The sequence below is a fragment of the Enterococcus sp. DIV0008 genome, assembly GCF_050542615.1.
Lineage (GTDB): Bacteria > Bacillota > Bacilli > Lactobacillales > Enterococcaceae > Enterococcus_D > Enterococcus_D innesii.
The window spans coordinates 1,405,210-1,430,931 of record NZ_CP172937.1 but is presented as its reverse complement, the minus strand read 5'-3'; the positions used below and the strand labels follow the sequence as shown (position 1 = coordinate 1,430,931).

At 43.2% G+C, this 25,722-nt stretch carries 25 protein-coding genes, 1 tRNA gene and 1 riboswitch; of the genes, 7 read left to right on the top strand and 19 right to left on the bottom strand.

Going from position 1 to position 25,722, the window contains the following annotated elements:
- Positions 1-4: 4 nt before the first annotated feature.
- The 8 genes from purK to IGI84_RS06820 all read right to left on the bottom strand — a co-directional run bounded on the left by purK (position 5) and on the right by IGI84_RS06820 (position 6,920).
- Positions 5-1,123, bottom strand: coding sequence for a 5-(carboxyamino)imidazole ribonucleotide synthase (purK, locus tag IGI84_RS06855; protein ID WP_170920134.1), 1,119 nt, complete (start codon positions 1,121-1,123; stop codon positions 5-7).
- On the bottom strand, positions 1,116-1,604 hold the full coding sequence (gene purE / locus IGI84_RS06850; RefSeq protein ID WP_081118533.1) for a 5-(carboxyamino)imidazole ribonucleotide mutase: 489 nt from the start codon (positions 1,602-1,604) through the stop codon (positions 1,116-1,118). Before purE ends, purK begins: the two co-directional genes overlap by 8 nt.
- A 328-nt stretch (positions 1,605-1,932) precedes the next feature.
- On the bottom strand, positions 1,933-3,237 hold the full coding sequence (locus tag IGI84_RS06845; protein ID WP_081118532.1) for a nucleobase:cation symporter-2 family protein: 1,305 nt from the start codon (positions 3,235-3,237) through the stop codon (positions 1,933-1,935).
- On the bottom strand, positions 3,237-3,818 hold the full coding sequence (locus IGI84_RS06840) for a xanthine phosphoribosyltransferase (protein ID WP_081118531.1): 582 nt from the start codon (positions 3,816-3,818) through the stop codon (positions 3,237-3,239). Before IGI84_RS06840 ends, IGI84_RS06845 begins: the two co-directional genes overlap by 1 nt.
- Positions 3,819-3,894: 76 nt before the next feature.
- Positions 3,895-3,992: riboswitch (purine riboswitch) on the bottom strand.
- Positions 3,993-4,074: 82 nt separating this feature from the next.
- Positions 4,075-4,752, bottom strand: coding sequence for a hypothetical protein (locus IGI84_RS06835; protein ID WP_010749577.1), 678 nt, complete (start codon positions 4,750-4,752; stop codon positions 4,075-4,077).
- Positions 4,753-4,772: 20 nt separating this feature from the next.
- The gene (locus IGI84_RS06830) at positions 4,773-5,378 is read right to left on the bottom strand and encodes a glycoside hydrolase family 73 protein (protein ID WP_005229997.1); all 606 of its coding nucleotides are present in this window, start codon (positions 5,376-5,378) and stop codon (positions 4,773-4,775) included.
- Complete coding sequence (locus IGI84_RS06825) at positions 5,375-6,385, bottom strand: M15 family metallopeptidase (protein WP_081118552.1); 1,011 nt, start codon at positions 6,383-6,385, stop codon at positions 5,375-5,377. The genes IGI84_RS06830 and IGI84_RS06825 overlap by 4 nt, the downstream gene beginning before the upstream one ends.
- A 31-nt stretch (positions 6,386-6,416) precedes the next feature.
- Positions 6,417-6,920, bottom strand: coding sequence for a hypothetical protein (locus IGI84_RS06820; RefSeq protein WP_081118530.1), 504 nt, complete (start codon positions 6,918-6,920; stop codon positions 6,417-6,419).
- A 123-nt stretch (positions 6,921-7,043) separates the two neighbouring features.
- Here IGI84_RS06820 and IGI84_RS06815 point away from each other — a divergent pair, with 123 nt between their 5' ends.
- Positions 7,044-8,000: a Gfo/Idh/MocA family protein gene (locus IGI84_RS06815; RefSeq protein ID WP_081118529.1), complete on the top strand. Its 957-nt coding sequence runs from the start codon at positions 7,044-7,046 to the stop codon at positions 7,998-8,000.
- A 31-nt stretch (positions 8,001-8,031) separates the two neighbouring features.
- Here IGI84_RS06815 and IGI84_RS06810 read toward each other — a convergent pair whose 3' ends face one another.
- Positions 8,032-8,994, bottom strand: a complete 963-nt coding sequence (locus IGI84_RS06810; RefSeq protein ID WP_077453806.1) for an aromatic acid exporter family protein — start codon at positions 8,992-8,994, stop codon at positions 8,032-8,034.
- Positions 8,995-9,092: 98 nt separating this feature from the next.
- On the opposite strand from IGI84_RS06810, the gene IGI84_RS06805 reads away from it, so the two are divergent.
- The gene (locus IGI84_RS06805) at positions 9,093-9,692 is read left to right on the top strand and encodes an FUSC family protein (protein WP_077453807.1); all 600 of its coding nucleotides are present in this window, start codon (positions 9,093-9,095) and stop codon (positions 9,690-9,692) included.
- 44 nt (positions 9,693-9,736) lie between these two features.
- Here IGI84_RS06805 and IGI84_RS06800 read toward each other — a convergent pair whose 3' ends face one another.
- From IGI84_RS06800 to IGI84_RS06780, 5 genes are all read right to left on the bottom strand, one after another.
- On the bottom strand, positions 9,737-13,159 hold the full coding sequence (locus IGI84_RS06800; protein ID WP_220426157.1) for an FtsX-like permease family protein: 3,423 nt from the start codon (positions 13,157-13,159) through the stop codon (positions 9,737-9,739).
- A complete protein-coding gene (locus IGI84_RS06795) occupies positions 13,160-13,861 on the bottom strand; it encodes an ABC transporter ATP-binding protein (protein ID WP_081118527.1) in 702 nt (233 codons plus the stop codon).
- A gap of 159 nt (positions 13,862-14,020) precedes the next feature.
- Positions 14,021-14,860: an SDR family oxidoreductase gene (locus IGI84_RS06790; protein WP_200125009.1), complete on the bottom strand. Its 840-nt coding sequence runs from the start codon at positions 14,858-14,860 to the stop codon at positions 14,021-14,023.
- Positions 14,861-14,982: 122 nt separating this feature from the next.
- Positions 14,983-16,128 (bottom strand): N-acetylglucosamine-6-phosphate deacetylase, encoded by a 1,146-nt coding sequence (gene nagA / locus IGI84_RS06785; protein WP_200125010.1) that lies wholly within the window; start codon positions 16,126-16,128, stop codon positions 14,983-14,985.
- A 68-nt stretch (positions 16,129-16,196) separates the two neighbouring features.
- Positions 16,197-17,042, bottom strand: a complete 846-nt coding sequence (locus IGI84_RS06780) for a helix-turn-helix domain-containing protein (RefSeq protein ID WP_086292566.1) — start codon at positions 17,040-17,042, stop codon at positions 16,197-16,199.
- Positions 17,043-17,202: 160 nt separating this feature from the next.
- Between IGI84_RS06780 and IGI84_RS06775 the strand changes: the two genes are divergently transcribed.
- Positions 17,203-17,382 carry a DUF2187 domain-containing protein gene (locus tag IGI84_RS06775; protein ID WP_077453812.1) on the top strand — a complete coding sequence of 60 codons (180 nt, stop codon included), beginning with the start codon at positions 17,203-17,205 and terminating at the stop codon, positions 17,380-17,382.
- Between the two features lie 54 nt (positions 17,383-17,436).
- On the opposite strand, the gene IGI84_RS06770 is transcribed toward IGI84_RS06775, so the two are convergent.
- The 4 genes from IGI84_RS06770 to IGI84_RS06755 form a co-directional block, all read right to left on the bottom strand.
- The gene (locus tag IGI84_RS06770) at positions 17,437-18,654 is read right to left on the bottom strand and encodes a pyridoxal phosphate-dependent aminotransferase (RefSeq protein WP_081118523.1); all 1,218 of its coding nucleotides are present in this window, start codon (positions 18,652-18,654) and stop codon (positions 17,437-17,439) included.
- A gap of 168 nt (positions 18,655-18,822) precedes the next feature.
- Positions 18,823-19,698 (bottom strand): ABC transporter ATP-binding protein, encoded by an 876-nt coding sequence (locus IGI84_RS06765; RefSeq protein WP_081118522.1) that lies wholly within the window; start codon positions 19,696-19,698, stop codon positions 18,823-18,825.
- A 10-nt stretch (positions 19,699-19,708) separates the two neighbouring features.
- On the bottom strand, positions 19,709-20,923 hold the full coding sequence (locus IGI84_RS06760; RefSeq protein ID WP_200125013.1) for an ABC transporter permease subunit: 1,215 nt from the start codon (positions 20,921-20,923) through the stop codon (positions 19,709-19,711).
- A complete protein-coding gene (locus IGI84_RS06755) occupies positions 20,920-22,032 on the bottom strand; it encodes a hypothetical protein (protein WP_200125015.1) in 1,113 nt (370 codons plus the stop codon). The genes IGI84_RS06760 and IGI84_RS06755 overlap by 4 nt, the downstream gene beginning before the upstream one ends.
- A gap of 192 nt (positions 22,033-22,224) precedes the next feature.
- Here IGI84_RS06755 and IGI84_RS06750 point away from each other — a divergent pair.
- From IGI84_RS06750 to IGI84_RS06735, 4 genes are all read left to right on the top strand, one after another.
- Positions 22,225-22,307 (top strand) — tRNA-Leu (locus IGI84_RS06750).
- Positions 22,308-22,720: 413 nt separating this feature from the next.
- The gene (locus IGI84_RS06745) at positions 22,721-23,578 is read left to right on the top strand and encodes a hypothetical protein (protein WP_233618934.1); all 858 of its coding nucleotides are present in this window, start codon (positions 22,721-22,723) and stop codon (positions 23,576-23,578) included.
- Between the two features lie 133 nt (positions 23,579-23,711).
- On the top strand, positions 23,712-24,041 hold the full coding sequence (locus IGI84_RS06740; protein ID WP_233618935.1) for an Ltp family lipoprotein: 330 nt from the start codon (positions 23,712-23,714) through the stop codon (positions 24,039-24,041).
- Between the two features lie 31 nt (positions 24,042-24,072).
- On the top strand, positions 24,073-25,344 hold the full coding sequence (locus IGI84_RS06735; RefSeq protein ID WP_430600933.1) for a hypothetical protein: 1,272 nt from the start codon (positions 24,073-24,075) through the stop codon (positions 25,342-25,344).
- Between the two features lie 88 nt (positions 25,345-25,432).
- On the opposite strand, the gene IGI84_RS06730 is transcribed toward IGI84_RS06735, so the two are convergent.
- On the bottom strand, positions 25,433-25,660 hold the full coding sequence (locus IGI84_RS06730) for a hypothetical protein (protein WP_086292574.1): 228 nt from the start codon (positions 25,658-25,660) through the stop codon (positions 25,433-25,435).
- Positions 25,661-25,722: the final 62 nt, after the last annotated feature.

Below are 25,722 nucleotides of genomic sequence, written 5' to 3'. Positions count from 1 at the left end.
TCCTTTAATCCCAAATATTGGTTTGATAGATTTCTTCAGTGGTTTCTGCAATGTCTTCCGTCAAAATAGTGATATGTCCCATTTTGCGACCGGTTTTTGCTTCTTCTTTGCCATAGTAATGAAATTGCCAAGAAGGTTTTGTGGCAATCAACTCATAGGTTTCTGTCAATTCATCGCCTAAGACATTGACCATGACTGCAGGTGAAAGCAAAGAAACTTCCGGCAACGGCCAGCCACAGATGCCGCGGATATGAGCGTCAAACTGACTCATGGAGCAAGCTTCGATCGAATAGTGACCCGAATTATGCGGACGTGGCGCCAATTCATTGACATACAAGCCGCCGCTTTTGGTCAGGAACATCTCGATGGCTAAAACGCCTTGCAGATCCAATGCCTTCGCAATAATATGAGCGATCCGTTTGGCTTCTTCCGCGACTTCTGGATCAATGTGCGCAGGAGCGATCGTTTGATGCAAAATATTGTTGCGATGGATGTTTTCTACCACTGGGAAAGTGGTAAAAGTTTCTCCATTACCAGCAACTAAAATCGACAATTCTTTTTCAAAAGGAATCCATGCTTCTAATTCGCAAGTTCCTTCGCGAAGCAAATTCATGGAAGGCGCCAAATCAGCCGTACTGTAAAGCACGTGCTGTCCTTTTCCGTCATAGCCGCCTCTGGTGGTTTTTAATACACAAGGGTAACCAATGCTGTCGATGGCATCTTGGATGTCTGTCGGGCTGATGATGGTGGCATAAGGTGCAATCACGATATTGTTTGCCTCTAAAAAGGACTTCTCTAATAAACGATCTTGGGTGATTGCTAACAGATCGGTGCCTTGAGGGATATGGGAATAAGGCAAAATAGAGTTCAATGCTTCAACGCTGACATTTTCGAATTCATAGGTGATTACATCGGCACGTCGAGCCATTTCTTCTAAAGCAAACACATCATCATAAGCAGCAACAATATGCCAATCAGCGACTTGGGCTGTTGGACAATTGGCAGTAGGGTCTAAAACGCCAACCCGAAAGCCCATTTCTTTGGCACTCATTGCCATCATACGACCTAGCTGTCCTCCGCCAACGATTCCAATCGTTGCGTTGGGCATTAAAGGTTTAATCAAGTTGATCACTACTTTCCAATACGATTTCTTTTAATGTATTTCTTCGTGCGTCTAATTTCTCCGCTATCTCTAAATCATACATGGAAAGCATCTGGGCTGCAAGTAGTCCTGCGTTAGTTGCGCCAGCTTTTCCGATCGCCGTTGTTGCTACTGGTACACCACCTGGCATTTGCACGATCGATAAAAGGGAATCCAAACCGTTTAATGCGCGGGATTGCACGGGAACACCAATGACCGGCAATGTTGTTTTAGCTGCCACCATTCCCGGCAAATGGGCTGCTCCCCCTGCTCCTGCAACAATGACTTTGATTCCTTCTGCACGGGCTGTTTCTGCAAATTCGAACATCAAATCTGGTGTACGATGTGCCGAAACGACTTTTTTCTGATAAGGTATCGCTAACTCATCTAAAATCAAGCAGCACTCCTTCATTGTTTCCCAATCTGATTGGCTCCCCATAATCACTGCAACTGCTGGTTTCATTCGATTTTCCCTCCAACGATTTTTTACTAGTTTCTTCTGAATAAACCTCAGAAGTATTTTTACGAAAATCCTTTTGTTAGCAACCTTTTGTCGCTGCGTCTGAGATATCCCGAAGCCACACGGCTCTGCTAACAATCACTTTCACCTCTAAATAGTAACGAGTAGCCCGTGCATTGTCAAAATATTTTCGAACTATCAACGAAATTTACTTCCCATTGTTCGTTTTTTTCTCAATGATCCGTATTCATCAAGTCAGATAACCGATAATAAGAAAAATAAAGGAACAATGCAAAAAATCCAGACGAATCCTCGTCTGGATCAAATCAACTTACTGTTGCAAGCTCAATTCCGTCACTTCGTCTGTTTCTTTCGGCAATCCATTGAAGAACAGATTCAAAACAATGGCAGTCAAACTACTCATGACGATCCCATTGCCTGTAAACATTTGAACAGTTTCAGGCATTTGACTGAATAAGGTGGGCATCATATTGAACCCTAAACCAAAACCGATCGATACTGCAATCACTAACAAGTTCTTGTCATTCATAAAATCAACTTTGCTCAGCATTCGCATCCCTTGGACAGCGACCATGCCAAACATCACTAACATACCGCCCCCCAGTACTGCTTCTGGAATAATTTGCGCAATGGCACCGACTTTTGGAAATAACCCTAATACGATCAAAAAGATAGCTGAAAAGAAAATCGGGCGTCGCGTCTTAATACCTGAAAGTTGAACCAACCCTACGTTTTGTGAAAACCCAGTATAAGGAAACGTATTGAAAATCCCACCAAGAATCACTGCCAAGCCTTCCGCACGATAGCCGCGCTTTAAGTCATTGCCTGTGATCGGTCTCTCAGTGATGTCTCCCAATGCAAAATAAACGCCGGTTGATTCTACCAAGCTAACGATAGAAATAATGATCATCAAGACGATCGACCACAGATCAAAGGTTGGTAAACCGAAATAAAAAGGCTGAGGCAAATGAAAGACAGGCGCATGGGCAATGGCAGAAAGATCCACCAATCCTAAGAGCGCTGCTAGAATAGTCCCACCGATCAAACCGATCAAAACGGCAATCGAGCGAATAAAGCCTTTGCCAAACACCTGCACGCCAATGATCAAGGCAATCGTCACAAAACCTAACAATAAATTCGTGGGATCACCAAAGTTAGCAGCTGCGGCATCCCCTCCACCGATTTTAGTGATGGCAACTGGAATCAAGGTCAAGCCAATGACAGTAATCACCGTTCCCGTCACCAATGGGGGAAACAAGACTTTGATTTTCGAAAAAATGCCAGCGATCAGAACAATGAAAATCCCAGCGGCAATGATCGCTCCGTAAATCGCACTGATCCCCGATTTAGTACCGATCAAAATCAATGGGGAGACAGCTTGGATGGCACAGCCTAAAACGACTGGTAGGCCGATCCCGAAAAAGCGGGTAACGACTAGTTGCAAAAGCGTAGCGATTCCGCACATGAAAATATCGATCGAGATCAAATACGTCATTTGTGCTTCATTGAAGCCCAGACCTGTTCCAATCAACAAAGGAACGGCAACAGCTCCTGCATACATCGCTAGCAAATGCTGCAAGCCTAAAACTGCTGAACGGCTATTCGTTTCTTTCATTAGGCATCTCCTTCTAAAAAGCTGACTTGTCCCTCAGACAATGAGGCGATCCGTGCTAGTGAAACAACAGGAATCCCCATTTCTTCAAGTAATTGTCGACCACTTTGGAATGATTTTTCAATCACGATACCGATACCGACGACGTTGGCTCCTGCTTGTTGACACAGTTCGATCAACCCTTTTGCTGCTTGTCCGTTTGCTAAAAAATCATCAATAATCAAGACCGTATCATCTGAAGATAAGAATTTCTTTGAAATCGACACTTGGCTGGTCACTTGCTTGGTAAAGGAATAGACAGATGCAGTCAGTAGCTCTTCATCCATCGTCAGACTCTTTGCTTTACGGGCAAAGATCATTGGTACTTGTAACTGTTCTGCAGTATAGAGTGCTGGTGCGATCCCTGAAGCTTCGATGGTCACTACTTTTGTGATGCCACTTCCTTGAAACCGTTGCGCAAAGACTGTACCGATTTCTTTCATCAACTCATAATCCACTTGGTGGGTCAAAAATTGGTCCACTTTAAGAACCCCTTCGCCCAGCACATTTCCGTGTGTTTTGATACGCTCAACTAATTTTTCCATCCTAGCTCTCCTCGTTCCTTTCTATTCCATCCTGAAAAAAAAGACACTCTTTTTGCCAAAGCAAAAAAAGTGTCTAACAGGCACAATTTTTACTTATAGTCCGATATTTACGGTATCGGGTAGAGACTGTCGACCATATTTCGACGATATACAAGTAATTTTTAAATGATAGATTCGATTATGCCTGTCTTTGATTAAAAACACAAGCATGGAATGCCCTTTATAAATAAAAATATTCTCATTTGTGGATCATTTCCTACTCTGGCTTCTCCATATCGCGATAGTGCTCCATCTTTTTACTGAAAAGCTCCCCATTGGACGGCGGCGTGTAGGTGATGGCATTAGCGCCTGCTTCAATCGTTTCTAAGATGCTTTCATCGGTTGGTCCACCGGTTGCGATGATCGGCAGCTTCGGATATTTTTTACGGAAAAAAGCCACGGTATCTGCTGTGTCCTTGCCAGCACTGATATTGATGACTTTCACACCAGCTTCAAGCTTGGCATCAATTTCGGTATACTTACTCGTTACGGTACTGATAACGGGAATATCTACAACTTTACAGACTTGCTCCACAGTTTTCAGTGGCGTCGGTCCGTTTAAAACGACCCCGATCGATCCTTGGGCTTCAGCAAACATGCTCATATAAGACGAGCGAAATCCTTGGGTCAAGCCGCCACCGACACCAGAAAACACTGGAATATCTGCTGCTTCGATGATTGCTTTCGTAATTGCTGGGTGTGGTGTAAAGGGATAGACCGCAATCACAGCATCCGCATTTGTATTACGGATGATCGCAATATCCGTAGTGAAAATAATGGAGCGGATTTGTTTGCCAAATATTTGAATACCGCTAGCCTCTCGAATAACTTTAGGCACTTTCACGATATCTTTGCGTAAATCAGTGGTGATTTTTGGCATATATTTTTCTTCCATAAGCAGCCAACTCTCTTTTCTTATTGATCAAATCGATTCAATTGGTAGGTTTCAATGACTTGAATGATTTTGCTGGCATAATCTGGATCCGTTGCATACCCTGCATCTTGTAATGCTTGTGCGGCACTGCGGTAGTCGTTTGCTGTCAAGACATTTACATAAAGTGCAGGATTCCAATCCACACCATTTACAAACAACATCGTATGATCATCCATTGATTCTTCCCAAGTATCATAGACACGAAAATCTCCTTGAATCGTGACCCATTCTCCATTATAAAACTCTTGGGTATCTAATGTCACCTTTTTTGAATGGCCAAACGACTTGATGCCAAATAAATTATTGTATTCACTGGCTAGAGAACTTTGACCCCAATCTGATTCAAGGATTGCCTGTCCAATAATGATACTTGGTAAAATCCCGTAGCCCTTTTGCAGTTCTTGTGCGTAAGGAGCGATGCGATCAATAAATTCTTCATGGGAGATGGCTTCCGTGTTTGTTTCTTCCTCTTTTGGAAGGGGGTCTGCCAAACTATTCAAGGAAAAAATAAAGGCAATCCCAATTAAGAATAGCCCTAGAAAAACTAGCGGGAAGCGGGTCTTCTGTTTTTTTCGTCTTGCACTCATTTTTTCACTTCCTTTGTCTGACTAAACGCATTCTTGGCGAATAAATTGCCTCCATTCATCAACAACTCATCTTGTGGACGATCACTACTTTTCTGGCTTTTAGCAAGAGAATCCTCATAGATCCAGTTTTCTTCCAAAGGATTTTCCAATTCATAGTATGACAGTTCTGCTTCTTTTTTAGCGATGTGTTCTTTTGCTTCTTCGAGAAACTCTTCAAAGGTCAACGCATGTTCCTCAATGTATGTCGCCACTTCGACTCCTACATATCTTAGATGCCATGGCTCATAATCGATTTGGGTTATATCATGTTTTCCTTTCGGATAACGGATGATAAACCCATACTCCCTTGCATGAGCTTGTAACCATTTTCCCCCATCAGTATCACCGAACCCCTCATTGAGCAGTTCGCCTGTATGATTTTGATACCAGTCCTGATCGACAACATCAACAGCAAGCCCAGTATGGTGTTCGCTATACCCCGGTTCAGTAAAGGTCAGTTTCGTGATACGAATTGCTTCTTCTTTTGTATGACCTTGACTCATTAGGGTGTTGACATTGGCATTGAATATCTCCTCTTGATACGCTACTGAACGGTAGGCAGAGACCATCGCCAAAGGATGTCCTGCAGATTTTGCAGCGTCTGCCAGCTTTTCATATGCTGATACGATGCGTTGATCGACGAGATAGCCATTCGACAACTTCCCCAAATCTTTTTGGGCAATTTCCTTTTCGATTTTATTGCTTGGTCCTACCAAAACCAATGACCAATCATCCAATGAAACGGTTGGGAAATTCTCTTCGTTCACTTCATCACTAACAGCTGCCTGCTCTTGGGCATCTTCTGCGCTTCCCATAGAAGCTTGACTGCTGGATTCTGTTGTTGCGCTCGTCACCGTTTGATCGATAGAACGAGCGATGTTTCCATTCTTAGTTGGGGTGACTGCGGTCACCCGGTTCACTTGAATGGTTAAAAGAACCAAGAACAAGAAGCCCGCCGCCGCAGCCATTCCATAATACTTTTTCAAAAAACCCCTACCTTTAATTATAAGTTTCTTCCAAATTCTCTTTGACCCACTCTAACAGTTCGATTTTTTCATTGCGAATTTGCTGTTGAACAATAGCCGGCAAACGGAAGTTTAATATATCATCATAACCCCATTCATCATACGTAATACTGACTCTCAAATCAAGGTATTGGGCTGTTTCTTCAGATTCTGTTAACAATTCGACTTTCGCTAAATCACTAGCTAACCACGTTCTGGCGATTTGCGTCTTCATTTTTTTAAACTCGACGACCGCTTGATTGCGTTTTTCTGGATAAATCACAGTCTGTCGAATGATTTTTTGGATCAGCATCCATTCATAATCCGAAAACAAGAGCTTCACTTTCTGATTTTCAGCAGGTGACAGACTCATTGCGCCGTTTTTCCATGCTTCCCACTGTTCCTCAGTAATACCTAAATGCGTTTCATAAAACTGTTTTTCTGATGTGTATTGCTCAATGATCGTATTTAAAATAATGGCAATTGATACATTATGCATATGTTATCCCTCCTCTTCTATATTTTACTGAAAGTCTGTCATAATGGAAACTTTTTGCGATTGTTTTTGATTATTTTAAAGAATTGATTTCTTTTGTTATACTAAATACGAAGGAGATGATCAATGATGAAAAAATACCGTTGGGGAATGATTGGCCTTGGAGATATCGCAACGCAATTTGCTGCTGGCTTTTCTAATGAAGCAAGTGAACTGTATGGGGTCAGTGCCCGCAGTCTCGCTAAAGTCCAAGCCTTTGCCGAAAAATATGCTATTCCCCATGCTTATGAAAGCACAGATGCTATGTTGGAAGATCCACAGATCGACATTGTTTATATTGCTGTACCTAATGATCTTCATCATGAATTTATTATGAAAGCTCTAATGGCAGGAAAACATGTCCTCTGCGAAAAAGCCATCACCACCAGTGCCGATGAGCTGGCGGAAGAACTAGCCTTAGCCAAAGAAAAAAATCTAGTCTTAGAAGAAGCAATGACGATTTTCAATATGCCGGTTTACGCCCGGTTGAAAGAAGAGATCGATGCCGGACGCTTAGGAAAATTAAAAATGATCCAAGCGCCATTTGGCAGCTACAAAGATCCAGACCCAAGCAATCGTTTCTTTAATCCAGATTTAGGCGGCGGTGCTTTGTTGGATATTGGTACGTATGCTGTTTCATTTGCCCGCTTTTTCATGACGGATACACCAGAAGTGACGTTTAGCAGCATGAAACCCTTCTCTACAGGGGTGGATGAACAATCAGTCACGATCCTACAAAATCCAGCCGATGAAATGGCTAGTGTCACGCTGACTTTCCAAGCGAAAATGCCTAAAACCGGTATCGTCGCTTTCGAAGAAGGATACATTACCGTAGATGAATACCCTCGTGCGGACAAAGCCGTGATTCATTTCCGCGATGGAACAAATGAAGTGATTGAAGCGGGCGACAGCAGTCAAGCCCTTAATTATGAAATTGCGAATATGATCAAAGCCATCGACGGCGAAATCAAAGGATCGATCCACTTGACCACCGATGTCATTGATGTTTTGGATCAAATGCAAGCTTTTTGGGAACAGCAGTAAAAATGAAAAGACTCCTTTGCGGGAGTCTTTTTTAACGTTCCATAGTTTCAATCTGTTCAGAAAAGTCGGCTTTGATTTCAATAAAACTTTTAAAAGTTTGCAGAAACTGAAACAACTGAGCGCGATTTTCAAATTCTGCTCTTGTTTGGGGCAATGGCTTTTGTCGATAATCTTCATAAAGCGCAGCGATTTTTGCCAAGATTTCTTTGCCATTGTTGTTTTCATGAAAGGACTCAGCGGTAAAGGATAGTAGCTCTTGAAACGCATTTGTATAGGCTTCTTCTACCCAAAATAATTGTAAAAGATCAACCATTTCCAAGAGTAAGCGGGCTTGGCTTTGCCGCATAGTAAAGTACTCTTCATAATAGGAGCCTTCTCCTCGCCATTGATTTTCGCTATGAACCATCGCTTGCTGCTTGCCCTGTTTGATCTCTCCTAACAGTGCTTGACAGACATGGGGAAGCGTCGCTTTTTCTTTTTCTGTTAACGCGATCGACATATCTTTTAAAAGACTTTTAAACGTTTCTTCCACCAACTGCTGTTTTTCTTTCAATGCCCGTTCGCCGTCTGGCATATACAAGTTAAATAAAAGTGCAAAGCCGATGCCAATACTCATCAACAAAAAAGCATTTCCAATCAGTGGCCAAGCAAACGAACGTTCCATCATATAATGGGTCACCAAGACCGAATTGACCACGATCCCATCGGTTAATTTGAAAGAGACTGCCGTCGGAATAAATAGGAAGAGAAAAAGAACAAAGCCCAGCGGACCAAAGCCTAAAAGATGGAAGCTGACAAAAGCTAAGAGCGTCGCGATCGCCAAGGAGACCAAACGACCGATCCCTGTAAAGAGCGAGGTTTTCTTTGTATTCCCTACACTCAAAATTGCGATGATCCCTGCTGCTGGTGCATACAATAGACCGATCTGCTGTGCCAGAAACATGGACAAGCCCGCAGCAATTGCCGTCTTGACTGTTCTCAATCCGATTTTCATTTTTGTCACCTCCTTTGAAGAGTATACTAAATTGTGAGGAATAAGACTAGAATTTCTCAACCGCTTTGGGTATGATTAAGTAAAGGGGGCATTCTACCATGAAACTGGGGCGTTTTCGCTTAGGTATGCGAACGATAAAAACAGCCATCGCTGTCATGCTTTGTATCCTGCTCTTTCATTTCCTTGATCGCGGCCAGCCTTTGATTGCTGCCTTATCTGCTGTCTTTTCATTGCGGCAAGACCTGACCACAACGATCTCTTTTGGGAAATCACGGGTGTTAGGAAATACGATCGGTGGCGGTACAGCTATTTTTTATTTTTTAACCAAGCAATATTTTCAAAATGACTTTCTGATTGAATTGTTTGTCCTGCCCGCACTGGTCATCTTTGTTATCGTTTTTTCAGATGGCATCAATAACAATTCTGGCATTATCTCTGCCATTGCAACGATGCTTTTGATCACTTCCAGTGTCCCTCAAGGGGAATCGATCATCTTTGCATTGGACCGTGTACTTGATACTTTTATTGGCACCTTAGTAGCCTTGTCGATCAATTTCGTTATTCGACCGCCTGAGGAAGAGAAAAAAGATGAGATCCAAGAAGATCTGGTCGTTCTAAGGCAAAAAGAACTTGAACTAAAAGCCATGCTAGAAGAAGTCCAAGGGGAAATCTCTGAACAAGAAAAACAAGACAAATAAAAACAGCCTTTTTCCAGAATGCTTCTGAAAAAAGGCTGTTTTTGTTACTCATTGGCTTTCAAGGCATCAATCATATTGACCTGTTTCAACTTGAAATACATCGCGATCCCTACCACGCCTGAAAACAAGCAGGTCAATCCAGCGGCATACACATAGCTCATTGGTTCGACTGTCGGTGAAAACATAGCGATATCGACTTCAATGGTCTGTAGGACAAATTGATGCTGAAGCACCCCTAATAATAAACCAAATGCAATGCCGAAGATCGTCAGAAAGATATTTTCTCGAAAGACGTACATCGTCACTTCTCGATCATAAAAGCCTAACACTTTGATGGTCGACAACTCTCGAATGCGTTCCGCTATATTGATGTTGTTCAAGTTATACAACACGATAAAGGCTAATGCTCCTGCTGACGAGATCAAGATCCAAATAACGATGTTCAAGGTTGCTGTCGTGTCATCCAAGGCATCTGCTGAAGCTGAAAGGAAGGAAACATTGATGATATTGTCTTGTGCCATCAGGTCAGCTGCGATCGCTTCTTCTTCCGTTTTACTTAAGTGCTGATTGAATTTCAATAATTCACTGTTGTAAGAAGGCGTTTCCTGAAAAACTTTTTCGTACATTTCAGGTGTCAAATAAGCAAAATGCCCCGTGTAGTTTTCTGCAATGGCAGCTACCTCTAGTTGAAATTCTTCGCCGCTTTCATTCGTTAACGTCAGGGTGTCCCCCACTGATAAACCAAACAACTTAGCAAGTTTTTCATTGATGATCGCACCATCTTTTCCTAGTTCGTAAGCTTCTCCTGAAACCCGATCATTCAAGTGGACAAATCTCGATAGAGCCGCAGGATCTTCTGGCACGGTTACGGTCACTTCTTGCTGCGTCACCCCCGGTTGAGCCAACGTCAGGCTTTCGGTATGCAAGAACAATCCTTCGTCAAAACCGTCGATTTCTTCTGCAGCAGCTTTTGTTTCATTCATTGCCTGGGAGTCCTCGTCATCAAAGGTGATCACTGCCTGATATTGCCAGATCTTCTCAAACTGTAAAGGAATGATATTGCTGATGGAATCTCTTAAGCCAAATCCAGTCAAGATCATGGACGTACATCCGGCGATCCCTAAGATGGTCATGAGCATTCTTGACTTGTAGCGAAACAAGTTTCGCATTGTAACTTTTTGAATAAAACTTAAGTGCCGCCATAAAAAAGTGATTCTTTCTAAGAGAATTCGTTTTCCTGTTTTTGGCGCCTTTGGTCTTAGCAAGGATGCCGATGACTGTCTTAAATCAAAACGTAAAACCAGTAGCGCGATACCGATGGTACAAAGCAAGCTGACTCCCACAGCAATCAATGAAAGCCGCAAATACCATGGGGTGTCATACTCCGTGAGATTGTATAGCGGTCCATAAGCTTGAATGATGATTGCTGGAAAAAAGGAAAAGCCTACTGCTAGACCCAATACAGCACCTGTGATGCCTGCTGCAGAGGAATATAGTAAGAACTTCTGGCCAATTTCCCAGTTACGATAGCCTAGTGCTTTCAACGTTCCGATCTCACTGCGTTTTTCATCGATCATCCGCGTCATAGTGGTTAGACTCACTAAGGCTGCGATCAAAAAGAAAATGACAGGAAAAATCGTGGCTAAAGACGAAACGCGTTCCGCATTGTCTTGATACTCTGAATAACCAGGATTGGCATCCCGATTTGCTACACGATAAACTGCCGGTTTTAGCTCCAACAATTCTTGCTCTTTTTCCGCAACTTCTTTTTTGGCAACTTCAAGTTTTTCGCGTTCTTTGGGCGCTCTTTCTTTAAATTCAGCAAGCTTTTCTTGAAGGGTTGCTTCGTTTTCTTGGTATTCCAGCCAGCCCTTGTCTAGCAAAGACCGACCATTGGCTTGCTCAGAAGCTAAAGTCTCCCGAGCAACACTCAGCTGCGATTCTCCTTGTGTGATCTGGGTCTGTGCCTGTGCCAATTCTTGGCGTCCGGCACTGATTTGGCCCCAGCCAGCGTTGACTTGCTGCTGTGCCTGCTGAAGTTGCGCTTCTTGGTCATTGATCGTAGCCAATTGCCCGAGTAATTGGGCACGTTGTTGCTCACCTTCGGTAATGAGTGGATTTAATACATCTTCAGCTGCCGTCAGCATAGTAGCAATCATCGTTTCATCGATTTCCTCCAGATCAGGAATCGGACCAATGACATCTGTCGGCAGGTTCAACTGTGCCAGAGCGGCCGTTACTTGTGCATAGACGGTAGGCAGCTGGGCCATTTGCTCCTCTGCAGAAAGTTGACCCACACTTTTGATTTGATCCATACCTTGGTATGCCAGAGCAAGTTGCTCCTCCACTTGTTGGACGCCATTTTGTAGTTCGGTTTTTTGTGCCGAAATAGGCGCTAATTGGGCTTGGGCCGATTTTATTTGGGCTTCTTGCTGAAGCAACGCTTGTTCGCTTTGATCCAGCAGTCGCTGGTTTTCCGCCAATGCTTGCTTGCCCTCAGCTATTTTTTGTGCTTCACTAGTCAACTGCTCTTGGGCAGCTTGAATTTTTTCCTGGAAGGCTGCTTCTTGTTCCGTCAGTTCCCGGTGCGCCTGCGCTAATTTTTCTTGTGCGTCGTCGAGTTCCCTTTGCGCTTCTTGCAGAGCCTTTTCTCCGTCGCGGATCTGTTCTTTGGCTTCGTCAATGGCTGGTTGTGCTTCATCGATCAGCTCTTGTCTGCGTCCTTGCGCCCGAGGAGCCAACTTTTTCTCAACTTCATCACTTATTTGATCTCTTTTCGTCTGATACGCTTCTGAATAGCTTTCCATTTGAGATAAGTCATCAAAGCGAACTAAAATTCGAGCGTACGCACTTTCTTTAAGATCCTCCTCAGGAATCACCGCAAAGTAATCCACGGTCCCATTACCAACGGTACTGTTCCCCCGATGAAAGTTCTCAATATATTCGGGACTATTGACAAAGCCCACAATCGTGAAGGTATGGGTTTTTAATTGATTTTCGCCACTTTCTGGTAACTCAAAGGATTCATCTAATTCGAAACTACCACTATTTTGCGCCGCTTGATCTAAGGCGATTTCCCCTGATTTTTGTGGCAATCGACCAGAAGTCACCTCATATTGATTGACAGGTCGTTCAGTTGAAAGAGAGAAGACACGAATCACAGCACGATGATTTTCGGCATTGATATCGGCGATCTGCTCCGCCTCAACCGCCTTAACACCAGGCATTTCCTCAATGATTTGGCGATCCGTATCCGACAACCCCAAAGTTGAAGCAATCGTGAGGTCGGCTAATTGTTGGCGAGAAAAGTAATCTTCAGCAGCTTGTTTCATATTAGGGCCGGTGGCGCTGATCCCGACAAAAAAAGCGACTCCTAAAAAGATAATGCCTAAAATGGACAGAAACCGCCCGGGTGCTTGTCTAATTTCACGTAAACTGGAACGTAATAATGTTTTTTTCATAGGCATTTACCAAGAAATAGAGGCAATTGGAATCGGATGAGTATTTTTTTCCATCTTGCGAACCTTTGCGTCATTGATATGGATCACGCGATCCGCCATGGGAGCCAATGCACTGTTATGTGTAATGATCAAAACGGTCGTCCCGGTCTCGCGAGCTGTTTTTTCTAAAATAGCCAAAATCTGTTTTCCTGTTTCATAGTCAAGTGCCCCAGTTGGTTCATCACAAAGCAGCAGTTTGGGCTTCTTGGCTATGGCACGAGCGATCGTGACCCTTTGCTGTTCACCGCCAGACAATTGTGCAGGAAAGTGATCCAAGCGATCACCTAATCCAACTTGGGTCAAAATCTCAGCTGCATCAAGTGCTTCGGGTACGATTTGTGCCGATAGTTCCACATTTTCTCTAGCCGTCAAATTCGGCACCAAATTATAAAATTGAAAGACAAATCCGACGTCTTTGCGACGATAGGTCGTTAGTTGTTTAGCATCAAAGCTAGCAATATCCGTTCCATCGACAATCACTTGGCCGCTGTCGCATTGATCCATCCCGCCTAGTATGTTCAATACGGTGGATTTACCGGCACCACTAGGTCCAAGGATCAGCGCGATCTCACCTTTCTCTACGGAAAAAGAAACGCCATCATTGGCAGCAATCACCGTATCGCCCATTGTGTATTTCTTCACTTCTTTCACTACATCAATATAACTCATTTTATTCCTCCAAGAATTCCAGCGCCGCATGTGCTTTCTCGCTTATCAGTGTATCACATTTTTTCCCTTGAAAGAAACCGCAAAAAAGCAGCACAAGGTCGTGCTGCTAAAAACAAGACATTTATTCAAAGTGATCCAGATTGGCAAAGGCAAAACAAATCATTTTGTGTGGTCCGCAATTCTTTGTTGCGTTTCTTGCCAAAGTTTCTGTGCTTGTTGCTGCTCCTTCGGGATCTCGGTTGGGACTGCTTGACGATCAACAAAGTAGTGGCCACTGATCCCCGCAACGTCTGGACTTAGCGCTAAGTAAATCGCTGTATCTGCCCCTTCTTCGGCTGTTTTAAAAAAAGGCGTCAACATTTTATAAATAGATTGACCAAATCCTGTTTGTCGGCTGACCCCTAAGCTCGTCGCCACAGCTCCCGGATGCAAGGCATTGGCAGTAACGGTCGTATTGCGTAGCTGAAACGCAAGCGCATCTGTAAATAAAATCAGGGCTTTTTTTGAGCGGCCATATTCCCGCCAAGGGAAAAAATCCGGTACATCGAAAAAGCGCTGATCCTTTTTCTTTACAAATTTGTAGGCACCGGATGCCACATTGACGATCCTGCCGGCATCGGCACGCTTCAATAGAGGTAGTAACTGGCGGGTCAGTTCAAAGTGACCCACGTAATTCACTCCCAGCATTTGCTCGAATCCATCGGTCGTTTGTTCTTTTTTTAGGTTCACGATGCCTGCATTATTGATCAGTACATCCAATTTCTTAAAGCGGGCGTTGATTTCGGCGGCTGACTTGCGCACACTAGCCAGTGACCCCAGATCACCAATCACTAGATCGATCGCTGAATTTCCTGTCTCTTCCTTCAAACGTTGCTGTGCTGCCTGTCCTCGTTCGGCAGAACGGCAATACAAAATCACATGCATCCCTGCTTTTGCTAACTCTTTGGCTGTTGCAAAGCCCATGCCGGCATTGGCGCCGGTTACTAAAATCGTCTTCAAATCCCAATCATCTCCTTCATAGGATGTCGTTTTCTTTCATCATAACTGAAAACAAAAAAATCTGCTTAAAAAACAGATCAAGAGAAGCTCTCTTCTTGTTTCTTGAAGCAGATTGTTTCATTTTACGCTTGGTAGCGGCAGACACCATCTAAATAGGTGGCTGTTACATTCATTTCTTGATCCAAAACGATAAAGTCAGCTGGGCGACCTTCTTTGATCATGCCGCAAGCATGGTCTATTTTGCAACTAATTGCTGGAATCAAGCTGGCCATCATAACCGCTTCTTGAGGGGTAGCGATTCCCCAGTCTACTACATTTTTCACAGCTTCTTTTAGTTTCAAAATGCTGCCGGCAAGATTGCCAGTTTCCATGCGAGCCGTTCCATCTTTCACCACTACTGGAAATTCACCTAAAATGTAATCACCGTCTGGCATGCCGCCAGCCATCATACAGTCAGTGATCAAGGCAACATGGTCGTGACCAGCTTTTTCCATCAAAATCTCAGCTGCTTGAGGATGCACATGGTGGCCATCACAAATCAACTCTGAAAAAACTTCTTTTAATGAAAGTAGGGCACCAACCATTCCAGGCTCGCGATGGTTTAATCCGCGCATTCCGTTGAAGGCATGAACAAAAACGCTAGCCCCCGCTTCAACTGCTGTTTGCGCTTCTTGTAATGTACCGTTACTATGGCCTAGAGCAACCACTACGCCTTCTTCCGTCACTTGCGAAACAAATTCATTCACACCTTCGCGCTCAGGAGCCAAGGCGATTTTCTTGATAATTCCACCAGAAGCTTCTTGCCATTCATGGAAGGTATCGATATCAGGATCACCAAAATAAATCGGATTTTGTGCACCTTTGTGTTCCTCAGTAAAGAATGGGCCTTCAAAATAGATTCCTTGGATTTTTGCTCCTGTAACTTCGTCTTTGACTTTCCCAACGGTTTCTGCTACATCACGCAACCGTTCTTTGCTTGATGTTAAGGTTGTTGGTAAGAAAGATGTCACACCGCAAGACAAAAGACCTTCTGACATGGCTTTGATGCCCTCTGCATCGTTGTCCATCACATCATGGTTCATAAACCCGTGGATATGAGTATCCACAAGACCCGGTGCTACCCATTTGCCTGAATAATCTTCTACGTCTGCATCAGCAGGGACTTCATCGACGATCGCGCCGAATTTTCCCTCCTTGACCTCCAAGTAACCAGGGCCATGAACCGCTGATTTCAGAAAGAATTTGTCTGCGTAAATATATTTATTCATCTTGATCGCTCCTCTATTTCATTTCTTCCTTAAAAGTACTCTTATTTGCAGCAGAAGTCAAGAAAGGTCTACACCACTTTATCAGATTGGCGAATATCCATGACGGCACGATACAGTTGAAAACTTTTTTCAGCCGCTTTTTCTTCTTTTAGTCTTTGAAGCAATTGTCCTTTTAGTTCAAACAATTCTTCTAGAAAATACAAGCTATTTTTCTCTCTCGCTAGGGCAATGCCTTCGTTCGTCACTTTTAGTGCGAGACAGTCTTCCTGTTGTTCCTTCAGAAAGACCGCATAATTGTAATAAATTTTGGTCAACGCCGTAGATAGACGTTCCGGTGGCAAAGCATGCATGGCATCATAAGCTTTTTCTAGATAGAAGCGTGCTTCACCCAATTGCAGCAAGTCACTGTAGACGCGCCCCATGCAGCTAAGAATGCGAATTTCCATCACGGAAACATTGGTTTTATCCTGTTGATAGGAATAGGCCAATCCTTTTTTTAATGCCTCGAGGGCGGTATCATAGTTTTGATCGAGAAAATAATCGCAACTTCCTAAGTAGTAGTAATACATTTGCATATCCGAATCTAAATACAGATACTCTTTGATTGCCTTGTCTTCCATTTTTTCCCGCATTTCTCGAAACTGTTTATGGACAAAATGCGATTCGATTTCCGCAAAAATTTGATTGGTTTTGTTGATCTCTTCCGAATGAAGCATCATCACTTGATCCAAGGTGACACCTAAACGTTGACAGATTTGATACATCACCCAGACATTGGGCAGCTCTTCATTGTTTTCAATACGACTTAAAACACTTTGCGAACAAATATCTTCCGCTAACATCTTCTGTGTCATCTTTCGTTTTAGACGAATAGTACGGATGATTTGACCAAAAGATTCTTCTTTTTTCTTCATGATCGTCCTCCATGGGAAATTCTTATAAGAACCGAACGTTTCTTGTCAAAAATGCGAATTCGCATTTTTAATTTTCTTTATTTTAGCACATAATGACAAAAAGGAAAGCAATTTCAAGAATGTCTTGTTATTTTTCCACAATTTCAAATGAGGTGTTAAGATGACGATCGACAGTACGATCTTTTTTACATGGGAAGGCAAAAAATACCAAGGGATAATCGAACGGGAATATGAAAATTCGGTCCTCGTTCAAGTGACCGATCCTAGTGCTGAAATGCTGGATAAGTTTACCAATCGAATGATTGTCAGCAAAAAAATTTGTCAACCAGTTGCCGAATAAAAACATAAGCACCGCTCCTCACAATTATTGAAGGAGCGGTGCTTTTTTATGTTCTTATTTCTGACGATAGGACGCCAAAAATTCTGTCATTTTTTCAGCAGTCGTTTTTAAGTCTTCCATATTAGGAAGATAAACGATTCGGAAATGATCTGGCTGTTGCCAGTTGAACCCACCGCCGTGAACCAGCAAGATGTGGTGCTCGTGTAAAAAGTCTAAAACAAATTGTTCATCATTGGTGATATTAAAGCGTTGAATATCAATTTTAGGGAAAATATAAAAGGCGGCTTTCGGTTTCACCGCTGACAATCCCGGAATGTCATTGATTGCCTTGTAGATAAACTCTCTTTGTTCGTAGATACGACCACCTGGTAGTAGCAACTCATCGGAACTTTGATAGCCGCCAAGTGCGGTCTGGACGATTTGTTGCGATAAAACATTGGAACACAGCCGCATTGAAGACAACATATTCAAGCCTTCGATATAGTCTTTCACATTGGACTTGTCGCCACTGAGGACCATCCAGCCCACCCGGAAACCTGCCACTCGATGAGACTTAGACAAGCCACCTAACGTCACAACGAATCGATCTGGCGCTAATGTAGCAATCGGCACATGGACATAATCATCCATGACTAAACGGTCGTAGATCTCATCAGAAAAAATGATCAAGTCATGCTCACGGGCAACCTCGACGATTTGTTGCAAAACTTCTTTTGGATAAACGGCGCCGGTGGGATTATTTGGATTAATAATAACGATCGCCTTGGTTTTGCTGGTGACCTTAGCTTTGATGTCCTCGATATCAGGATTCCAATCTGCTTGCTCATCACAAATATAATGGACGGGCTTTCCGCCAGCTAACGAGATCGACGCTGTCCATAAGGGATAGTCAGGCATCGGCACTAACACTTCATCCCCATTGTTGCAAAGACCTTGCATGCACATCGTGATCAGCTCAGAAACGCCGTTACCGGTATAAATATCATTGATGGTCACATCAGGAAATTTCTGTAATTGATAATATTGTTCGATCGCTTTACGGGCAGAAAATATCCCTTTCGAATCAGAATAGCCTTCCGATTCTCGCACGTTCATAATCAGGTCTCTAACGATCTCATTTGGGGCTTCGAACCCAAAAGGCGCTGGATTCCCCGTATTTAATTTCAAGATACTGATGCCTTCTTCTTGCATCCGATCGGCTTCTTCTAAAACTGGGCCGCGTACATCATAACTGACCCCTTCAAGTTTTGACGACTTCGAAAATTTCTTCATATTCCATTTCTCCTTTAACCATAGGTCAACGTCAGGTTATTGGTTCTCGTCGTTGATCTCTTTTCAGATTGAACCTATTATAGCAAAAAACTTTTACCTATGGCGAAATTTTTTTGCTTCTCCTTCATCTGTGCTTGTCCCGCTCTCATCTCGTAAATAGTGCGACAGTCAGTGATTTTCAGGAAAATACGTCAAATACAATTCATTTAGTGCCAAGTGCCCCACAGAAAAATCAGTGATCCCTGCAGCAATAAACCGTTGCGGTAGCTGAGGATCGCTGATTTCTACCAGATAGATCCGTCCTTGCAGATCGATGGTCACCGTCGTTAATTCTGGAAAAGCCACCAAAAAATCTGCCGAGTCCGTTTTTAAGTACAACGGTTCATTGACTAACGACTTGCGACCAAAGTATTCGTGAATGATCTTGCCGTCTTTTAAAAACAAGACCCGATCCGCGTAGGAATCCAAATTCGTCAAAATATGCGAAGCAATCACGATCGCTTTCTTTTGCGCTCGCAAGGCTTTCAACACGTTGGAGATCAATTCGACATTGGTTGGATCCAAGCCATTCATGACTTCATCCATCAGCATATATGGCGTATCCGTCACGATCTGCATCGCAAAACAAAGACGTTGCCGCATCCCAAGTGAATAGGTGCCCACGGGGCGTTTGATATAGTCACTCATCCGCAAGCGCTCAATCGTTTCGTCCACTAAGTGTTCCTCTGAACGCCACATTCGCTGATACAGCTTGAGATGCTCGAAACCACTCAAATCATTGTACAAATCATTTTGGTCAGGAAAAAATGAAATTTGTTGATGCGCTGCCACTTCTGATTTTTTGGTCACATATACTTGACTGCCATTCAAAAATACTGCGCCTTCATTCGGCTGGATGAAATTCATCGCCACATTTAATAGCGTGGATTTCCCAGTACCGTTTGGGGCGACTAATCCGACGATTTCACCGGGAGAAAAGGCGATGGAAAGTTGATCCAATACATTTCTCGTATACGTGACCGTCACATTTTTCAGTTCTAACATATCGTTCCTCCTATGCCAAATGAAATTTTTTGCGTTGGATCATCACGAAGAAACATATTTCGATCAGAAGCCATACGCCTCCTAATAAAAGCAACCCTTTTTCCATCGTAAACCCTGCAGAACCAAAATAAAAACGTGTCCAGCCTGAAAGGACTTGTCCCACATTTTGATACAGATAGACATACAGCGTTTTATCAAGGTAAGCACTGAACCAACGTCTTTGGAAAATATAGGGTGAAAGCAAGCAAAAACCAGCCACAAGCAAATTAACCAGTTCTGAGCGAAACAGGGCACTGAACAACAAGATGCCGCGACAATAAATAAACTGCAAGAAAAGCGTCGCAAGAAAACATTGGCCTATAAAAAGACCGATGGCTTGTGTTTCAAAAGCGTTGAAATCGGTGATTGGGTAGCGGGCATCAAAGGTCGATGATAAAATCGTGACCGGCAGTTCCAGGGAACCAAAGCCGAATTGAATACCAGAACCCAACCAGAGAAAGAACATAGTCCCGAGCGTTGCAATTGCAGAAGCGACCATCAATACTGCCGTTTTGCTCCAAAGAATCTCTTCTGCCGATAATGGCAGTGAAAGAAACAGGGATTTATGTCTTCGTTCTTTTGGTAAACAATCAATCGCCAAAAATAAAGAAACAGCAAGCAATAGAATCGGTAAATATCCAGTAAAACTTCGCTGCAATGCCTGTATCCCCGTTTTTTGCTCCATGACTGCTTGAGAGAGTTTCTTATTCGGCAACTGGCTGAAGGCTTCCATAAGCTTAGCGGTTGAAGCATAACCAAAGCGACCGTCATAGGCAGCGTAGTAATTTTGAAACGTATAATAATCCGGTGTATAAAAAACATTTCGTTCATCGGTAAACTGCAACGCCAATTGGTACCACGTACTTGTTCCTTGTGCATAAGCTTGCCAGTCTTCACCAGCTAGTGCATCTAAACGTTGTTTTTCCGCTTCGTTCCATGGGGTAAACATTTCAACTGCTAAGCTTGCCGACCAATGGTCAGAAGGATTGGCTGCTTGTTGATCAAGAAAATCTTGTCGCACAGTATAGCGTTGTTGCATTTCCGTTTCATCTACTCGTTCAATCGGGCGAAAGTCTCTTTGCCAAAAACTGTAAACGCCGCTGTAGATAAGAAGCAAGCAAAAAAGACCAATGGATTTCTTGCTCTTTAAGAGTTGACGTAATTCAAAGAAAAAATAGTCTTTCATCCTTTGCCTCCTTTCAACAAGCGATTCTGTTTATCCGCAACGAGCATGATGCTTAAACAAAGGAAGATCCACACCACCGTGAGCAGCCAACTAGCATAGACTCCCCAAGAAGTACCAGAACCCAAAGCAAAGGCGCCCGAATAAAATTTATCCATAGCAGCTAGATGAACTGGTAACAGTGGGATCTTTTGCAGCATCGGAATCAAGCCTAACCCATAAAAAAGCACTAGCAAAAAGAAAGAGACATATCGATTGGCTGCGATCATATTCATAACAAAACCTAAGCATTCGATCAAACCAATCAGCAAGGCAAAAGAAACCATACTATATAAAACGCTTTGCCAAAAAGGTACGGCGACCCAATCCCCACTGAGATAGACGGCTACTGGATACTGCCAATCCCCGAACTCCCCCAAAAGGCTCATTGAAAGAAAGACACCTAAGAAGAACACAACCAAAACGCCTAAATTTGTAATCCCTTTGACCACAATTTTACTTAACATCCGAATCGGAAAAATCTGCGGGTACGAGCGAATCAAAGAGAAGTGTTCTCTTTCTTCTATCAAATTGTCACTGGCAAAAAAAGCCCAAAAGAAGAACCCAAAATTCAGCAAAAGCGTTATTGCCAAAGCGACAGCGGTCTGGGTATTGGCAGCCGTGAGGACCGGCTCTTTTTCTTGCTCGGCTAAGGCTTGATAGACCGTTCGCTCTTGTTCGATCGTCCACATAGGCGGTAAAAAGGCTTTGTCATCAACTTCAGACGCCCAAATCTGCTTTTTTAGTTCTGCAATTTGAATACTCGTTTGATTAAATCGTTCGTATTCCTCCATAATCAAGTTGGATAACTGCCGTGAGGTCAATGTATTATTTTCAAGCAAAAGTTGATACACCTCTTGCTCATCAGGCGAGCCCGACTGATTGGCTTGGTAGCGATCAACAAGTCTTGAGGCTTCGGCTTTTTCTGCAGTGATCATGGCGGGCAAGTTGATGGGTTCCATTAGTTTCAAATAAACGGAAAAACAGCAGCCTAAACTAAAGGCACCCATGAGTAGGAAGATAAATATTCTTTGTTTCGCAGATTTGGCTAATTGGTTTCTAAAGTAATTCATTTGCTCTCCTCTCAAAAAATCATTCATTCTTTTAGCATACCGTTTATGACAAAAATTGCAATCCATTGTCTGAATATTCTTTTAAATAGCTCTAGGAAAAGTTATTGACAAACCTGTCAAAAATCAGGTAAGATATTTTTTAGACGCGGTGTGACAGAACTACTTCAGCCTGCGTTACCTTCTATAGTATCTGCGGAAATGACGGAATGGCAGACGTGCAAGATTGAGGGTCTTGTGAGCAATCGCTCGTGTGGGTTCAAATCCCATTTTCCGCATCAGTACAGCTTCCCCATTGTGGGAAGCTGTTTTTTGTTTGCACAAAAAATTCCCCCCTGGCGATCCTTCAATGAATTCTCTCGATCGCTTGATCTTGAGCACCTACTCCTAAAAAGTTAATAGTAACCCTCCTTTCCCTAAACACAAAAAGCCCAATAAAAATTCTTTTATCATTGCATATGAATCTGTTTTTCATATAAAATGAAAAATATAACGATTATTGATGAAAACTAGTTCGATGTTCCGTTTTTTTTTATTAGTGTATCAGAAATAGTTTCTTGAATGAACGAGTGATGGAAAATCTTTTCAGCATTTATTCCATTCACCTGACTTCTTCCTTCCCCCCGATGAACAAACAACAAACCTCTTCCGACCGTTTTCTCAGTTACTTTCGATAGAAAGAAGGAGCCTAATGAAAAAAAGAGTACGGATCATCCTATTGTCATTCGTTATTTTGCTTATCGGCTGCGGCAAGGCAGATGAAGAACTGTCAGAGACCGTTGCACTTGGCATCGAGGCACGACTGGAATATACAAATCAGTCTGGAACGGGCTGGAGCTATTATCAACCAGCAACCTTAGAGTTGTTGATTGCCGGCAGTCAAGCCGAATTGGCTATTTTGGAAGAACTTGATTCTTCCGACGAAGATCTTCAGCAATTGATCAGCCACACGAGTGATTTGATGGCAACCGCTGAACGAGCACTAGTGGAGCGTCGGATCGATGTCCCTGCTTGGTTTGCTGCCCGCATTGGTTATAGCCAGGCTCTGGTTGCGATTCATGAACGGAGCCCTATCATTCTCAGTAATCAAGACAACCTCAACAGTCTACTGGAGGTAGCAAACGAAACGATTCCTGAAGCCGACCCGAGGGAAAAGCTGGGGCTGTTGGCAGACGATATCGAGCAGCTTCAGCAGCTCACAGAAGATGCGCTTACCCTTCATCGCAAGATCGAACTTGACGATGGACTCATTGCCACTGTTTACCAAACAAGCGAAACGAATGTTGACGTCTTGGTTTTTGCGATGCCCGATGAGGAGTACGCATCTGGATTTACTGTTCTTAATCGGGAAACTGCCGACGAGCAAAAAGCTGCCTTCTATGAAACGACTTTACGAGCGCTGGTCATAAATATTCCTCGTGAATCCTTGATGTTTATGAATCGATTCGATCAATCTTCTGATGAACATCAGTTGGCGGTGATGACCTATGGCTTTGATCATGACATTGACCAAGACATGGTCGCTACCGTTTATCAGCAGCTTCAATAAGCTAGCGCCAAACGCAACGCCAGCAAAACAATAATGAACAAACTCAGACCGAGAGTAAGAAATCTTCAGAACAAAGACGAGGGATAGCCCGTGCCAAAGCCTATACTAGACGGATGACTCTTCCCGTACTCGCATGATACGACAACTAGAATTTGAGGGCGTTTCCCATGATGATGCGCAATGGGCAGTGGACCACCTCACTATCGACTGGAACGAACAAGCGTTGCAAAAAGCAAACAGCTACCGTCTCAGGATGAATCTACCTCATGCCAATATCCGTCGTTTATTGGCTTCAGAAGTCTTTTCAGCAGAACAAATCGACTATGCGATGACAACCATGGATAATTACAAACTAACAAAAAAAGGAGCATCGCGATGCCCTTATGTTGCCCCTTATATTGTTGCTATTTTTTATAACCAAGAAAAGTCTCGATTTGATGTGTTCATTCGAATAAAAAAGTGAAGTTTACCAGAGACTCACGAGGAGGAGAAAAATGAAAAAACAAGTTTTGCTGCCCTTATTGCTGCTATTATGCCTGATTTCAGGATGCGGAGCGAGAAATTCAGCAAGTCCTGAGGAACTTTCTGAGCGCATTGGTGCCGCTTTAGATGCCGGTTGGGAACATACCTATCATGCAGAAACTCTTACTTATGAGTTAAGTATTGAAAATCTCGAACTGATGATTCGAGGCAAAGAAGCAGAATTGGCCTTTCTAGACCAGGTCAATAGCAACTCAAAACACAAGACGGCATTCATTGAAAACACGGAAACAATGATCGCACTCGCTCAAGAAGCGATCGAAGCTCGCTATCTGGATATGCCGCGTTGGGTTACCGCTCGCAATGGCCGTATCGAAGCCTTACTTGCCATCCATGAGGAAAGCCCGATCATCGTCAGTAGACGAGCAAAATTGCAAGAATTATTCAACGAATACGAAGAGGATTTGGCACTAGTGACAGTTGGGGCAAACAATCCACTTGCCGATGAAGAAACGATCAATGAAGATTCACGAGAAAAGCTTGGTTTGACACCTGATACACTTGAACACTTACACCAACAAAGCGAAGACCAAGAAATCGAGTGGCAGACCGCTATTGATTTGGCGAACGGTGTGACCATGAATGTCTTTTCAACAAAACATGAGCCAGTGGAGATTCTCACATTTACGAATGCTGGCGAGACCTATCCTTCCGCAATCACTTTGTTTAATGGCCAAACGACGGAAATCGTTCCCGAGATAATGACTCCTTACGAAGCCGTTTCCGCTTATTTTAACGAAATAGCCGCTGCTGTTTATGAAACGATTCCATCTGGCTATCTATTTCTGGTTGAATCACTATGGCTTGAACTGGAAAACGACAATCGTTTTCACTTCAGAACCTACGTGTTTGATAACGAAGTGACCGAGGAAACGATTTTAGCAGGGTTTCATCGCGCCCCGACTGTAGCAGCACGCTATGAGCGCGAAAACAATGCGACAGAACGAGAACGGGAAGCCTTTTTCCTCGTTAGAGCGCAAGGAAATCGTCGCTTTTATTCAAAACAAGAGATGGCAGAACTGTTAGAAATAGAAGGTTTTACTGCGGAGGAAACACAATGGGCACTAGAAACCCTCGATGTAGATTGGTATCGCCATGCTTTAGGACGCGCCAATCAATCCCGTCGGGTGTTAGGGATCCGCCAAAGAAATATGGCTGCTCATCTTGAAGGGAACGGCTTCTTACCTGATGAGATCGAATTTGCGATTGAAAACATGGACAATTAGTATGTAAAAGACGAGACAAAACTTCCCATTTTTTCTTAGCGTAAACAAAAAACCGACCAATCTTCCTGTTTAAGATTGGCCGGTTTCTTTATTTTTTGGTTTTGATTGGTACCATGGTTTTGCGCCGATGCTGCTTCATTATTGCTTGAAGACCATAGACCCCAACTCCGATAATTCCAGCAAAAGCCGAAAAAGCAATAAAAATCACAGGAGACGCCCCACTTTCTATTAATTGTTTCCCTTGGACAAAGAAAAATAAGCCCATGCTGATCAATAATGCTAGAAATAGTGATTGTCCCGCCCCGTTTTTTTTCATGCTTGCTCTCCTTTTACTTGATTATAGGTTATTCTCTCATTTCATGAATGAAAAAACCTCCA

Coding starts and splice junctions, on each gene's coding strand:
- IGI84_RS06795 (WP_081118527.1), bottom strand. CDS start 13,861: ATGAGTTATATTGATGTAGTGAAAGAAGTGAAGAAATACACAATGGGC.
- IGI84_RS06835 (WP_010749577.1), bottom strand. CDS start 4,752: ATGGAAGAAAAATATATGCCAAAAATCACCACTGATTTACGCAAAGAT.
- purE (WP_081118533.1), bottom strand. CDS start 1,604: ATGAAACCAGCAGTTGCAGTGATTATGGGGAGCCAATCAGATTGGGAA.
- IGI84_RS06805 (WP_077453807.1), top strand. CDS start 9,093: ATGAAACTGGGGCGTTTTCGCTTAGGTATGCGAACGATAAAAACAGCC.
- nagA (WP_200125010.1), bottom strand. CDS start 16,128: ATGAATAAATATATTTACGCAGACAAATTCTTTCTGAAATCAGCGGTT.
- IGI84_RS06740 (WP_233618935.1), top strand. CDS start 23,712: ATGATACGACAACTAGAATTTGAGGGCGTTTCCCATGATGATGCGCAA.
- IGI84_RS06775 (WP_077453812.1), top strand. CDS start 17,203: ATGACGATCGACAGTACGATCTTTTTTACATGGGAAGGCAAAAAATAC.
- IGI84_RS06810 (WP_077453806.1), bottom strand. CDS start 8,994: ATGAAAATCGGATTGAGAACAGTCAAGACGGCAATTGCTGCGGGCTTG.
- IGI84_RS06760 (WP_200125013.1), bottom strand. CDS start 20,923: ATGAAAGACTATTTTTTCTTTGAATTACGTCAACTCTTAAAGAGCAAG.
- IGI84_RS06845 (WP_081118532.1), bottom strand. CDS start 3,237: ATGAAAGAAACGAATAGCCGTTCAGCAGTTTTAGGCTTGCAGCATTTG.
- IGI84_RS06815 (WP_081118529.1), top strand. CDS start 7,044: ATGATGAAAAAATACCGTTGGGGAATGATTGGCCTTGGAGATATCGCA.
- IGI84_RS06745 (WP_233618934.1), top strand. CDS start 22,721: ATGAAAAAAAGAGTACGGATCATCCTATTGTCATTCGTTATTTTGCTT.
- IGI84_RS06780 (WP_086292566.1), bottom strand. CDS start 17,042: ATGAAGAAAAAAGAAGAATCTTTTGGTCAAATCATCCGTACTATTCGT.
- IGI84_RS06840 (WP_081118531.1), bottom strand. CDS start 3,818: ATGGAAAAATTAGTTGAGCGTATCAAAACACACGGAAATGTGCTGGGC.
- IGI84_RS06830 (WP_005229997.1), bottom strand. CDS start 5,378: ATGAGTGCAAGACGAAAAAAACAGAAGACCCGCTTCCCGCTAGTTTTT.
- IGI84_RS06820 (WP_081118530.1), bottom strand. CDS start 6,920: ATGCATAATGTATCAATTGCCATTATTTTAAATACGATCATTGAGCAA.
- IGI84_RS06800 (WP_220426157.1), bottom strand. CDS start 13,159: ATGCCTATGAAAAAAACATTATTACGTTCCAGTTTACGTGAAATTAGA.
- IGI84_RS06730 (WP_086292574.1), bottom strand. CDS start 25,660: ATGAAAAAAAACGGGGCGGGACAATCACTATTTCTAGCATTATTGATC.
- IGI84_RS06770 (WP_081118523.1), bottom strand. CDS start 18,654: ATGAAGAAATTTTCGAAGTCGTCAAAACTTGAAGGGGTCAGTTATGAT.
- IGI84_RS06755 (WP_200125015.1), bottom strand. CDS start 22,032: ATGAATTACTTTAGAAACCAATTAGCCAAATCTGCGAAACAAAGAATA.
- IGI84_RS06825 (WP_081118552.1), bottom strand. CDS start 6,385: ATGGCTGCGGCGGCGGGCTTCTTGTTCTTGGTTCTTTTAACCATTCAA.
- IGI84_RS06735 (WP_430600933.1), top strand. CDS start 24,073: ATGAAAAAACAAGTTTTGCTGCCCTTATTGCTGCTATTATGCCTGATT.
- IGI84_RS06765 (WP_081118522.1), bottom strand. CDS start 19,698: ATGTTAGAACTGAAAAATGTGACGGTCACGTATACGAGAAATGTATTG.